This is a genomic window from Dyadobacter sp. 676, from assembly GCF_040448675.1.
In the GTDB taxonomy this organism is placed as follows: domain Bacteria; phylum Bacteroidota; class Bacteroidia; order Cytophagales; family Spirosomataceae; genus Dyadobacter.
Genome location: NZ_CP159289.1, coordinates 732485 through 745691, shown reverse-complemented (window position 1 = coordinate 745691; position 13207 = coordinate 732485). Strand labels below are relative to the sequence as shown.

8 protein-coding genes are annotated in these 13207 nt (G+C 54.1%); 4 read left to right on the top strand and 4 right to left on the bottom strand.

The window, feature by feature from the left end; genetic code table 11:
* Positions 1-24: 24 nt before the first annotated feature.
* The 4 genes from ABV298_RS03485 to ABV298_RS03470 form a co-directional block, all read right to left on the bottom strand.
* Positions 25-3744 (bottom strand): T9SS type A sorting domain-containing protein, encoded by a 3720-nt coding sequence (locus tag ABV298_RS03485; protein ID WP_353720803.1) that lies wholly within the window; start codon positions 3742-3744, stop codon positions 25-27.
* 31 nt (positions 3745-3775) lie between these two features.
* Positions 3776-5308 (bottom strand): DUF1501 domain-containing protein, encoded by a 1533-nt coding sequence (locus ABV298_RS03480; RefSeq protein ID WP_353720802.1) that lies wholly within the window; start codon positions 5306-5308, stop codon positions 3776-3778.
* Between the two features lie 11 nt (positions 5309-5319).
* Positions 5320-6957 carry a DUF1800 family protein gene (locus ABV298_RS03475; protein ID WP_353720801.1) on the bottom strand — a complete coding sequence of 546 codons (1638 nt, stop codon included), beginning with the start codon at positions 6955-6957 and terminating at the stop codon, positions 5320-5322.
* Between the two features lie 356 nt (positions 6958-7313).
* Positions 7314-9086 (bottom strand): ABC transporter ATP-binding protein, encoded by a 1773-nt coding sequence (locus ABV298_RS03470; RefSeq protein ID WP_353720800.1) that lies wholly within the window; start codon positions 9084-9086, stop codon positions 7314-7316.
* 188 nt (positions 9087-9274) lie between these two features.
* On the opposite strand from ABV298_RS03470, the gene ABV298_RS03465 reads away from it, so the two are divergent.
* The 4 genes from ABV298_RS03465 (at position 9275) to ABV298_RS03450 (ending at position 13094) form a co-directional block, all read left to right on the top strand.
* A complete protein-coding gene (locus ABV298_RS03465; RefSeq protein ID WP_353720799.1) occupies positions 9275-9916 on the top strand; it encodes a DUF1080 domain-containing protein in 642 nt (213 codons plus the stop codon).
* A gap of 15 nt (positions 9917-9931) precedes the next feature.
* A complete protein-coding gene (locus ABV298_RS03460) occupies positions 9932-10408 on the top strand; it encodes a YdeI/OmpD-associated family protein (RefSeq protein ID WP_353720798.1) in 477 nt (158 codons plus the stop codon).
* Between the two features lie 497 nt (positions 10409-10905).
* Positions 10906-12282, top strand: a complete 1377-nt coding sequence (locus tag ABV298_RS03455) for a DEAD/DEAH box helicase (RefSeq protein ID WP_353720797.1) — start codon at positions 10906-10908, stop codon at positions 12280-12282.
* Positions 12283-12353: 71 nt separating this feature from the next.
* Positions 12354-13094 carry a DUF1361 domain-containing protein gene (locus tag ABV298_RS03450; protein ID WP_353720796.1) on the top strand — a complete coding sequence of 247 codons (741 nt, stop codon included), beginning with the start codon at positions 12354-12356 and terminating at the stop codon, positions 13092-13094.
* Positions 13095-13207 lie beyond the last annotated feature (113 nt).

The following is a 13207-nucleotide window of genomic DNA, read 5'->3' as shown; positions in this document are numbered from 1 at the left end:
TCATTCTACAATCCCTATTTTAACCTATTTCATTAAAATTATTCGCCTGTTGAGAATCATCGCGCCCTTGCGGAGCTGGAAGAGATAAGTGCCGTCGGGGTAGCCGCTCAGATCGATGGACTTGCGAACGGTACTGCCGGTCCCCACGGTCCGGCCTTCCCAGATTTGTTGGCCAGCGAGGTTGAAGATGGCCATATCCGCCCGTTGATTGTTGCCGAGCGGGAAGATGGCCGTCACTTGTCCGCGCGTCGGATTGGGTGCGATGGTTAGCTCCGCCTGGTCCGTTTCGCGGGAATTCGGCGCGATTTCCGTTTCGTCTTCACCCGGCGCGGCCATCCTGCCGCCCGCGGCACAGGTCATTGTCCGCGGCGAATCGGTGAGGGTGAATGTCGTACCTTTCACCCGAACGCCCACTGAACGGGTTTTACCGTCCCTGATCGCCGCCGGTGTTGCAATTTTGAAAACATAATTGCCGGTACCGATGCCCGAAGTTTTCAGGGCTTCGCGGTAAATATTGGCGACGCCGGTGGCGTAAACAGTAGTTCCTTCAAAAACTTCCACGGTCAGTGCATTGGCCGGGAAATTTTTGTCCCAGACCCATCCGTTAATGTAACTGCAACTAGGCGTTTCCATGCGGCCGGCGTAAGCGTTCACCGGGCAGTTGGAGGTGCGGGGCGAGTTGTTCAACACGGTCGCCGAGCCTTTCACCCGAATGCTCAACGCGTGGTTCCGGCCATCCTTCAAAGCGGCGGGCATCGGGAGCCTGAAACCATAGTAGCCGGTTCCGGTACCGTTGTTTTTAAGGTCGTCGCGGTATTGGTTCGCCAAGGCGGTAGCATACACGGTACTGCCTTCATAAAGTTCGACGGTAACCGCTGTGTTCGGGAAATTTTTGTCCCAGGCCCAGCCTTTGAGCGACTCGCAATCGAACCATTCGAAACTGCCTGCATATTGGTTGACGGCGCAGGTCAACGGGCGTGGTGAGTCGGTCAGGGGAAATGCGGTGGTTTTCACACGTACAGTTAGCTGGTGCGCTTTACCGTCCATCAGACTTGCCGGCGTCGGGATCTTGAATGCATAGTTGCCGGTACCGATGCCGCCCGCTTTAAGGTTCTCGCGGTAGATGTTGGCCACGCCGGTTGCATGCACGGTCGTACCTTCCGTTACCTCCACGGTCAATGCATTGGCCGGGAAGTTCTTATCCCAGACCCAGCCTGTGATGAAGTCGCAGCCGGCAGTTTCGAAACGCCCTTCGTAGGCGTTCACCGGACAGTTCATCGCCCTCGGCGAATTGGTCAGTGTGGTGGCAGAGCCTTTTACCCGGATGCTGATGTTATGGTTTTTGCCGTCTTTCAGCGCGGCAGGCATCGGTATCCTGAAACCGTAATTGCCGGTTCCGGTGCCGTTGTTTTTCAGATCTTCGCGATAGGTGTTCGCCACAGCGGAGGCATAAACGGTTGTTCCCTCAAAAACCTCTACCGTAACGGCGTTGCCGGGGAAATTTTTGTCCCAGGCCCAACCTTTGATGGCCTCGCAATCGAACCATTCAAAACTGCCTGCATACTGGTTCGCGGCACATGTCAATGTCCTCGGCGAATCGGTCAGGGTGAAAGCGGCGCCCTTCACACGTATGCTCACCTGGTGCGCTTTTCCGTCCATAAGTGCGGGCGGGGTCGCTATTTTGAAACCATAGTTGCCGGTTCCTTTGCCCGCGGCTTTCAATGCGTCGCGGTAAATGTTGGCGGTGCCGGTGGCATAGACGGTCGTCCCCTCAAAAATTTCGACGGTCAACGCATTGGTGGGAAAGTTTTTATCCCAAACCCAACCCTGGATAAAGCTGCAATCAGGCGTTTCCATACGGCCCTCGTAATTGTTCACGGGGCAGTTCAACGCACGCGGCGAGTTCGTCAGGACGGCAGACGACCCTTTTACCCGGATGCTTACCTGGTGGTCCCGACCATCTCTGAGCGCTGCCGGCATCGGAATCCTGAAACCATAGTTGCCGGTTCCGGTGCCATTGGCTTTAAGGTCGTCTCGGTAAATATTGGCCAATGCCGAGGCATACACGGTCGTTCCTTCGTACAATTCAACCTCGACGGCGCTGCCCGGCGCATTTTTGTCCCATGCCCATCCTTTAATGGATTCGCAATCGAACCATTCGAAGTTACCCGCATACTGGTTTACCGAGCAGCTCAGCGCCCGCGGCGAATCGGGCAGTGCCGTAGCGGTACCTTTTACACGAACACTCAGCTGATGGCTCCTGCCATCCCAGAGCGCAGGCGGCGTCGGAATTTTAAAAACATAATTACCGGTACCATAGCCGGCCGTTTTCAGTGCTTCGCGGTAAATATTGGCCACGCCGGTCGCATACACCGTGTTTCCTTCGTAAACCTCGACCGTCAGGGCCGAATTAGGGTAATTTTTGTCCCAAACCCAACCCTGGATATAGTTGCAATCCGCATTTTCGAACCGGCCTGCGTACTGGTTTACAGGACAATTGACCGGTCTCGGCGAATTGGGCAGTGTATAGGCAAAATTTTGCAGGCTGACGCTTATCTGGTGCGTGTTGCCGTCCCTGAGAGCGGCAGGGAGCGGGATTTTAAAACCATAATTGCCCGTGCCGGTGCCCGCGTTTTTCAGGTCCTGGCGGAAAATATTGGCTACGGCGGTGGTATGCGTGGTATTACCTTCCCTGACAACGACGGTCAGCGCGTCGCCGGGATTGTTTTTGTCCCACGCCCAGCCATTGAGCGTGTAACAGTCGGTGCCCTCGAAACTGCCGCCCAAAGTGCAGCTCAGCGACTTGGGCGAGCCGGTGATGAGCGCCGAACTGCCTTTGACGCGAATGCCTAGCTGATGTGCCGCACCGTCGAGCAATGCACCGGGTGCAGGAATGGTGAACCCGTAATTACCGGTCCCGATGCCATTGTTTTTAAGATCGGGGCGGAACTGATCGGCGCGGGCGGTGGCGAGTACGGTGGAGCCTTCCACGAGTTCGACGGTCAGGGCCACGTCGGGGTAGTTCTGGTCCCAAACCCAGCCACTGATGGCCGTACATGCCACATTTTCGAGGTTGCCAATGTAGTTGGTCGGCAATGTCGCCGAATTTAAGGCGGCGAGTGTGTAAATGCTGTAACTGTTCGGAACGACGGTTTGCACGGTGGTGATCGAACCCGCGGTGAGGCCGCTGGTGCCGCCCTGGTGTGCGACTTCGTCCACAACGGCCTTGACAGGCTCCCACCGGGAAGTGGCTGTGTTCCAGCCGACAATGCCCAGGGTGGCGAGGGAGTTGCCTGTGAGTGTGCCTACATTACTCGCGGCATTCCACGTGAGCGTAATGCGCGATGCGTTCGTGCCGTCGATGTCCCAATATTCGGTCGTACTGACGGCTTTTACAGTCCCCTCGCGGCTGGATGTGGTGAATGGCCCGCCCGCTGGTAATGCGGCCGTTCCCGGATTATCCTGAAAATATGCGCCGGTAACGCCGTCGGCATCCGCCCCGAATGGCCGGTAAATACCTTTATGCCCGACGGGGTACAGGAACGAGCCGGTGCCCGTTTTCTCGACATAGCCATCGATATGTTTCGCATTGCCGATGCCCGTAAGTTTGGCGGCTGCCGCGAAACTCACCAGCCCCCGCGCTGCCGAGCGGTCGGTTTTTACAATGCCGGTCTGGCAAAATCCCGTTGCCGTCGCCATCACCGTAATCCAGGTTATGAGGCAGCCTTTGTATATTTTTTTCATATAGATCTGAATACCTGTGAATACGCTGCTTTTAACCGGTGATATTGACTGTGTAATCACCAAGGAATTTGAGCTTTCCGCCTGATTCCACTTTCACATCTTTGGCGGTGATGTTTTGTGCCACATCCACGGTATGCCCGGAATTGATCCGGACAATCGCCTTCGAATCGGGCACGCGGCCGTTCGACCAGATTTCCGGGTTCGGCCATGCACCGGACGCGATGGTTTGCACGGTATCGGAGAAGAGCGACGTCGTTTTGAAATCGCGGTACAGGATCTGGTCGGTTTTGGAACCGGCCGTTCCGAACCAGTCGTTGAGGATATCGGCGTATACGCGACGGAAGTCGATCTGCATTTTAATGTCCCGGTTGCTGATGCCCGGGTCGGGGGCAGGGGGGAGCAGGCCATTCACGAGGTCGGGGTTGGTACCTATGACCTGTCTTTTGATACCCGTCCCAAACACGAACATCGGCGCGCCGATACCGTGGTCGGTGCCCTTCGAAGCATTGGAAGATGCCCGGCGCCCGAAGTCGGAGAAGGTCATTCCCAGGACCTTGTCTTCGATACCTTGCAGTTTGAGGTCGTTCTGGAATGCGTAAATGGCGTCGGAGAGTTTTTTGAGCAACGTTGCATGCACGCCTTCGGTGGTATTGGTGCCTACCTGGCCCGAATGCGTATCGAAGCCGCCGAGCTCGACGTAATAGATCTTGGATTTCAAACCGCCGTGGATCAGGCGTGCGACGATTTTCAGCTGTTCGGCAAGCTCGTTTTTCTGGGAGGCGTCGGGATAGGCGCCCAGATTTTTACCGGCATCGGCCGCCGCCTTGATTTCGGAAGCGTAGCCCACTGCGAGAACCTGTTTTTGTCGCACGTATGAAAGCAGATCACCGGCGTCGCAGCAGGGAAGCGGTGCGCTTACCGCCTGGTTGTTTTCGCCGATCAGCTGGTAAAATGCATTCGGGTCCTGGATATTGACACCGGTGGAAACGGCTCTTTCTCCAAAAAGCGTGGTCGTGGCGATCTGGCCGATCTGCACAGCCAGCGGATCTTCCATTTCACTATTCGGATATGCTTCGGGATATCCGGCAAAGCGGTCGCTCAGGTAGCGCCCCGCCCAGCCGGAAGTAGCATATCGGTTGGAATCGACGGCCGTCATCCAGATGTCCGTCGAGCGGTAATGCGACTGATCAGGGTTAGGATACGATACCGAATTGATGATCGCCAGTTTACCTTCGTTATAGAGGTCGCGCATACCGGTCATTACGGGGTGAAAGCCGGTTTCCGGCGCTCCCGCGAGTTTGAGTGCGCTGGCTTCCGGAATGGCGATATTGCTTCGCAGCCCGTAGTACTGGGAATAGTATTCGAGCGGGATGACCGTATTGAGGCCGTCGTTGCCGCCGGCAAGGTAAACGATCACCAACACGCGGTCGTTATTGGCGGCCGACGTCTGTTTCAGCGCCCGCACCAATGCCGAACCTTTGGCGAATGTCCTGATCCCGAACCCATTCAGCACTACGGGGACCATCAGCGAGGATGCCGCTGACATAAAATCTCTTCTTTTCATCGACAGCGGGATTAAAATAGTTGATATTCGGCCATTCTCATGAGGTATCTCAGTAATGCGCGGCATCGCCAGAGAATGGTGCTTTGCTTGGTCGTATCGCCGGGCGCCGCACGGTAGGCGTCCCATTCGCGGAGCCAGGTGGCGCGTGCGGCACTATTCATCATCAGGATTTTGTCGATCAGAAAATCCTTTTGTTCCTGCGAAAGCTCCATCGGAAAAAGGTGTCTGGTAAATTCGGCGAGGACCTGCTCGGTGGTGATGGCGGGCGAAGCGGCCACGTCCGAAAAGTTAGGCTGGATCTTTCTTAACCGCCCCAGGATATCGATGGAAATGTACTGGCCGGGCTTGATTTCGATCACCGACGACACCAGCGTGTCGGTGCGTCTGCCGCGGAGCCCGATGAGAGTCTCGTTGATCCAGTTTTTGGAAAAACCGGTCTGATAGTAAGCCGGCGAGCCGAATACCGTGGGCTGGTCGAGCAGGTTGAGCTGCAAGAGCTTCATGTTGTCGCTCAGGTGACTGGTCATCCGGCCGAAAGCGGCGGTATCGGTGACCATGTCGGGAATGGGCATATCGAATAACCTCACCGTACCGACCAGCAATTCCGCCGGCGACTTGATAATGGCTGCTACATTTCGGTTGTCGAAAAATATCTGACTGGTGAGCAGCTTTCTGATGAGCGGTGCGACGGCGAAGTTATTGGAAGTGCCCGCGAAAAAGGCGGCCAACGGGACGATCACATTATCCTCGATCTCCTGGGTCACATTGGGGTTGACATAATACCTGTAAAGCCTCCTGCAAATGTATTTCGGGGACTCGGGGTGCCGCACAAGCATGTTGATCAGGTCGGCTACTTCGGCGTCGCCCGCGATGGAACCGGTACGGCCGGCGATGGTAGTACCGTTGTATTTGGCCGAAAATGTCTTGTCGGAAATGTCGTGCCGGTCGGGATTGAACACCGCATCGATAGTGGTACTTCCTTCGAGGCGGCGGTTTTTGGTCTGCCAGCCGGTGAGCACCCGGGCCGCGGTTTTAACGTCCTGCTCGGTATAATTGTAGTTGCCGTAAAAGTCTTTCTGGCCTACTACAAAAATCTCCTGCAACTCGCGTGCGTAGTTTTCATTCGGGTGTTCCCTGGTGTTTTCGTTTCCATTCTGAAAAGTCAGCATGGCAGGGTCCTTGGTAATCGCAATGGCCAGGTCGCGGAAATTCCCGAGCGCGTTTGCGCGTAGCAGGCGCAGGTAGCGATACATATACCGGTAATCTTCGACGGCGGAATGGATTACCACAAAATGGTTTTGCCAGAATACCGCGAGCTTTTCCAGCACGGACGGATGTCCGTTTTGTTCGGCCATAAGCCCCGCCCACCAGTTTTTGATGTAGCCGAAATAGGTGTAGCTCAGCGAGTTCACGAATGGCTTTTCCATGAAAGGCTGTCCCAGGTCGCTTCGTGCCGGATCGAGCTCGACAGGCGGCGGCGGGGAAGCGCGGTAAGAGGCGTTGCTGATCAGTAAATCCACGGCTTCGGCAGCGGTTTTTCCTGTGAAATCGGAGATTTCCTGCTGGGTAGGCCCGAATGTGGCACGCCGGAGCAAATGGGCCGCCGCAGCGGCAGTCAAAGGTGTTGTGTAAGTGTCGAGGTATGCCATGTCTGGCGTGTTACAAATGTTTGGAATTATTTCGGGGAAGAACAGGAATGGCCAAAAAGGGCGCAGCAGGATTATCCTGGGCGGAATTTTCCGCCGGGTGATTTACTGTGGTCTTAATGGGGAATTAACTCAGTGCGGGCAATGCTGATCGGAACGTATAATCTTCACTTATCATCCTCATCTTTTATCTTTGTCTATCTGTTCGTTACCGTAGCAAAAATACTGCGATTGAAATCTATATTCAAAGTATTTCTACAAAAATTGGAAATAAATTTTTGGCAATAGAAGACAAAGCCGGAAGGCCCGGAGCTTCCAGCCCCGAGCTTCACGTTTCAACCGGATGGAATGTCCGGGAATTATCGCCCCGCAAGTGTCTCCTGATGCTGCCACAGGTCCTGGAACACCGGGCTGTTATGGTAGAGGTCGTGGAATGTGCCTTCGTCGATCAGATAGCCGTCGCGCAGAATGTAGACGTAGTCGAATTTGGTGAGTAAATGCAGCCTGTGCAACGTGGATACCACGGCTTTGCCGCGGAATTCGGCGAACATTTTGTCGTAAATCTGCGATTCGGTCTTCGGGTCGATGCTGCTCGTAGGCTCGTCGAGCAGCACGATATCGCTCGTGCGCGCCGCGAGGATGCCTCGTGCGAGCGCGAGGCGCTGTTTCTGCCCGCCCGAAAGGTTCACGCCCTTTTCCTGAATGCTGGATTCGAGCCCTTTCGGCAGCTTTTCCACCACATCCGCAAAATGGGCCGTTTCGCAAACCTGCATAATGTCGCTTTCGTCGAACGGCAGGCCAAGCGTAATGTTGTAGGCAATGGTATTTTCGAAAATTTCGGGGTCCTGCGGGAAGAGCGTAACCTGGTCGGCGAGCATTTCGATGGCGGCGTCCTGCTGGCCATCGACGGTCACTTTTACATCCTTTTCCGGTTGATATAGCCCCCTTAACAAGGCCAGCAGGGTACTTTTACCGCTGCCGCTCTCGCCGATGAATGCAATGCGCTGGCCCCGTCGGATGCGGATATCGAGCCGGTGCAGGCTGTGAGCCCGTTTTTCTGCGTCGTACACTTCGCCGTGCGAGAAGTTGAGGCTACTGATGTGGATCTCCTGCCAGTCTTCGGGGAGGTCGCCGGCCTCGTCCAGGCGGTGGTGCTCCCGGTAAGCCTCGCCGATAGCCCGGGCGGTTTGCACTTCGGTGTTGTAGCGGATAATCTCGGTGTATTGCCAGGCGATGTCCTGGAATACGCTCGTAAACTGGTTCACATAGCTCAGCAAAGTCACCAGTCCGCCCACCAGGAACACCTCTCCCGGCACATAATGCTGGTATACATAGCCGATTGTGACCACGATATAAATAATGGCGATAAAGACGCTTGCTACGAACCACTTCCATTCGTTGATCACCACCGAGCGCCGGAAAGGGGGGAATACGTCGCCCACCTTGTCCATCAGGCTGATTTTCATTCGTTTTTCAAGCCTCAACGTGATCACGGTAATAATGTTGGAAAGGCTGTCGAACAGGGTGGAGGAAACGATGTGCTCCTTCTCGTTCGACTCGTCGAGCGCCTTGATGAACGGTTTATCGAATTTGAAAATCACATATACATTAATGACGCCGATCAGCACGCCGATCGCTCCGAAAAGCGGGGAGAACCAGATGATCGCGACGAAGGAGAATATGAATTTGGCGAATGCGTGCAGAAACATGAAGCCGTTCTGGAAGAAGTCCTTCAATGCCTCGTAGGCTTTGCGGATACGGTTGATCGTCGCGCCGCTGTGGTGGTCCTGGTGCCACCGGATGGGTAAATGCAATGCCTGGTGGTAAAGCTCTTCGAGGAAATTGCGGCTGAGATCGAAGGCCAGTTTCCGCTCCATCACGCGTGCAGGTCCGTGGAACGCCCATTCGAGCAGGATCAGGCCCAGGTAAGCACCCGCGTAAATCCACACATTATGTAACGTGCCTGCGGCGTCCTGTTGAATGGATTGAATGAACCAGCCGTACAGCAGCGGGTGCGCCGCCAGCACGAGGTTGGCCATCACGAACATTCCATATACGAGCAGGTAACGGCCGCGTTGTTGCCGGGCGTAACGCCAGGCGGTGGACAACAGGGATAAATAGGGGTTCTTCATGCAAAAATCGGTGGTTGCGGGAAACGCCGAACGTCCCCGGCCCCTTACAACCGCAAAATGCCTTCAAAGGTTGCCTTCCGGTGGGTAAAGTTTATGTAAAGAAGCAGTAGTTTTTAGGAGTTTGTGGTTTAGTAACACGTTGACCGATTTTACAAACCAACCTTTTTGAACTACCAAACCGGAATTTTATGAAACAATTAATGCATGTTTTTTGCAGCGCCATCCTGCTGAGCATGGCCCTGGGCATTTCCGCACACGCACAGGACGGCTGGATTTCGCTGTTCAACGGAAAGGACTTTACCGGCTGGAAAGTCGGTGCGAATGCGAGCTCCTTCTCGATCGAGGATGGCACCATCAAAGTGGCCGGGCCGCGGGCACATCTTTTCTACGACGGACCGGTTAAAAACCATATGTTCAAAAATTTCGAGTTCAAAGCCCAGGTGAAAACGACGCCCGGCTCCAACTCCGGTATTTTCATCCACACCGCCTACCAGGAAGATGGCTGGCCCGCGCAGGGCTACGAAGTACAGGTAAACCAGTCGCACACCGACTGGAAACGCACCGGCAGCCTGTACAATGTGGTGGACGTGAAAGATACCTACGTAAAGGACAATGAATGGTACACCGAATACATCAAGGTAGAAGGCAAACACATTACCATCAAAATCAACGACAAAGTGGTGGTGGACTACGAAGAAGCCGATGTGGACAAGCGCCAGGGGGATATGAAGAACAAATTCCTGAAAGCGGGAACATTTGCGTTGCAGGCGCACGACCCCAAGAGCGTGGTGTACTACAAAGACATTCAGGTAAGGCCATTAACCGAGTAACCACATTCGCTTCTTATGGAAGAAGAGGTTCATTTCGAATCGATATTGGAACGCCTCCCCAAAAAGGGAGGCGAATTTTATATGATGGTACCCGACGACGTGGCGGCACAGTTTACCGAAGGCCGCAAGCCGGCACGGGTGCGTTGCGTGATCAACGGCCATGTGCATTTTCAGTGCGCGATCCGACCGAAAGGCGGGGGCGGATTTTACATCAACGTAGCCACCGGGCTCCGCCGGCAGGGTAAACTGGCGTTGGGTCAGAAATTGCAAGCCGCCGTCCGCAAGGACGACAGCGAATATGGCCGCGATATGCCGGAGGAATTACAGGAATTGCTCGCGCAGGACGAAGAAGCGAAGCGGTTGTTCGAAAATGCAAAACCGGTGAACCAACGAGCCATTATCCATTATATCGCCAGCGCGAAATCGGTACAGGTAAGAATCGATCGGTCTATCATGATGACGGACCGGTTGAAAGCGGGGCGGATAACATAGCGGTTGGGAGGGCAGGTGTAGTCAGGAATTGTCAGGTGTGGTCATTGGTTGTCATATGTGGCCATGTTTGGTCAGGAATAGTCATGTGTTGGTCATGTATGGTCGGGAGTGGTAATGTGTAGCCAGAGGGCTTGGTATGGTCATGGATGGTTTTCTTCTCAATATTAATGCTTAACTATACCTGACTATACCTGACTATGCCTGACAACAACTGACTACTCTTGACCACACCTGACAAAACCTGACCACAACTGGCCATACCTGACAACACCTGACCCGACCTAGCCACAAATCTGAATATCGAATTGTTTAATGAGCAGGTGCGACCGTCGTGTAGTGAATCTTTTACACGACGGTTTTGCACCTTTCTTGCCATTTTAGGACTTCTTCGTTATATTTGTTCAAATCGAGCGGTTTGCTGACTGGGAAAATCAAGGTCAGCTATATCTATAACACACCTGTAAATCAGTAGATTTACGGATTTTAAAAGCTGAATTTTGAATTTTAACGAATTTGAACTCCACGAAGACGTACTGAACGCCGTGGATTCCATGAACTACCAGCAGGCGACGCCTATCCAGGAACAGGCTATTCCACACATTCTCAGCGGCAAAGACCTGCTTGCCTGCGCACAGACGGGAACCGGCAAAACCGCCGCTTACCTGATCCCTATTCTCGACAAGGTGGCCCACGAGGCGAATGAGCATACGGGAGCGTTGATCCTCGTGCCGACCCGCGAACTGGCAGTACAGATCGACCAGCAAATCCAGGGGCTGGGTTACTTTGTGGGAGCTACCAGCATTGCCGTTTATGGCGGCAATAAAGGCCCGGAATGGGACCAGCAGAAAAAGGCGCTGACGCAAGGCGCCGATATTATTATCGCCACTCCGGGCCGTTTGATCGCCCATTTGCAATTGGGTTATGTCAATTTCCGCAATTTGCGGCATTTGGTCCTCGACGAGGCCGACCGGATGCTTGACATGGGCTTCCTGGGGGATATCCTGAAAATCATGAGCTATCTGCCAAACGAAAGGCAGACACTGATGTTTTCGGCTACCATGCCGCCTAAGATCGGGGAACTGGCCAAACGTATTTTAAAGGACCCGGAAGAACTCCGGCTGGCGGTTTCCCGCCCGGCCGATCGGATCGACCAGCAGTTTTACCTTGCCAAAGACGAGCAAAAATTGCCGCTGCTGACGCATTTGCTGAAAGAAGTCCGGAATATCAGCATGGTGTTGTTTACTTCCCGCAAATCGACTGTGGAGCCGATTGTGCGGGCGTTGCGGAAATTGGGGCTGGGAGCGCATGGCATTTCGTCTGATTCTGAGCAGGCTGAGCGTGAAATCGTGCTGCGCGATTTCAAAAACCGGCAGTTTCCGATCCTCGTCGCGACCGATGTATTGTCCCGCGGCATAGATATTGATAACCTCAGCCACGTGGTGAATTATGATGTCCCCCGCGACCCAGAAGATTACGTGCACCGTATAGGGCGTACGGCACGTGCCGAGTCGAAGGGTACAGCTATTACCTTTATCAATGAGCATGATCAGAAGTACGTTTTGAAGATCGAGCGGCTTTTTGAAAAGGAACTGGAGAAAAAATCCGTTACACAGGAGCTGGGATTAGGAGAAGCACCCTCGTTTGAGCCGCCACGGTTTCGGTCGGGACGGCGTAAGAAGGATAATGCGAAGAAGGCCGGCTCCGGAACACCGTCATCCGGCAGAAAGCCGCATCGCGAGGCAAAACCCCAGGAAGCGGCGGCGGCCGTGGAAGCAGCACCTGCCGACAGCAAGCCAAAACGCAGAAACAAGCGGCGGAGACCGAAAAAGGGCCAGCCCAAACCCGTAAACCCTACCGAGGCACAAGCCTCATGATCAGCGTTGGTCAAGACGTGCGCATAGATTTGCTTTGCTGTTCGTCATGAAAAAACTTAAATTACGTACACTTGGACCGTTTGATAGATTGGATAAGGAATTATAAATTCAGCGTATCCGATCCTCCTATCATTACGATGGAGGGTTTGTTCTCATTGCTGCTGCTATTGCTTCTGAGCCTGCTTGCGGTATTTTTCCACCTTGTCCGCATTCTCTTCAATTCTCCTGTTGATTTTTCGCTCGACTGGAACCTTTTTCTGAGCTGGATACCGCTCATTATTGCGTTTCTGGCGGATAACCTCACAAAGCGCTTCGGACATATTCCGGTCGTTCTGGGCATTCTCAGCATTGCCTGGCTGGCGTTTTTCCCGAATGCGCCTTATATGATCACCGATCTCGCGCACCTCACCGTCGACTACCACCGCGACCTTACCTGGCACGACATCATTATGCTGTTTTCATACGCGGAGGTAAGTCTCTTTAACGGTCTGGTGTCGCTTTACTGGATTCATCGCTCGTGGCGGCGGGTTTTCGAACGGAGGCCGGCTAATACCTTGCTGCTGTTCAGTTTGCCGCTGGCAGGCTTCGGGGTGTACCTTGGCCGGGTCAGGAGAATGAACAGCTGGGATATCATTCACGAACCCAGGGCTATTATCAATAATCTCTTCGAAAGCCTGCTCGACCGGACCGCCTGGGTTTTCGCGATGGAAATCGGGATGCTGCTGGGGATTTTGTACCTGGTTTTGTGGGGGATAATCCGGTTCCGGATCCGGCATTCGAAGAAGAATACCGAATCCGGCAACAACGGTTAATCGCAGATCAGGATTTTAAAAGTTTCCGAGCCGACAGTAACGAATGCACCCCGTCGGCCACTTTTGACACGTCGATTGGTTCTGACCGGACAAATTTTCCCGCTTTGACCTAC

Excerpts from the sequence above, each read along its gene's own strand:
- ABV298_RS03475 (WP_353720801.1), bottom strand. The coding sequence starts at position 6,957 with ATGGCATACCTCGACACTTACACAACACCTTTGACTGCCGCTGCGGCG.
- ABV298_RS03485 (WP_353720803.1), bottom strand. The coding sequence starts at position 3,744 with ATGAAAAAAATATACAAAGGCTGCCTCATAACCTGGATTACGGTGATG.
- ABV298_RS03480 (WP_353720802.1), bottom strand. The coding sequence starts at position 5,308 with ATGAAAAGAAGAGATTTTATGTCAGCGGCATCCTCGCTGATGGTCCCC.
- ABV298_RS03465 (WP_353720799.1), top strand. The coding sequence starts at position 9,275 with ATGAAACAATTAATGCATGTTTTTTGCAGCGCCATCCTGCTGAGCATG.
- ABV298_RS03460 (WP_353720798.1), top strand. The coding sequence starts at position 9,932 with ATGGAAGAAGAGGTTCATTTCGAATCGATATTGGAACGCCTCCCCAAA.
- ABV298_RS03470 (WP_353720800.1), bottom strand. The coding sequence starts at position 9,086 with ATGAAGAACCCCTATTTATCCCTGTTGTCCACCGCCTGGCGTTACGCC.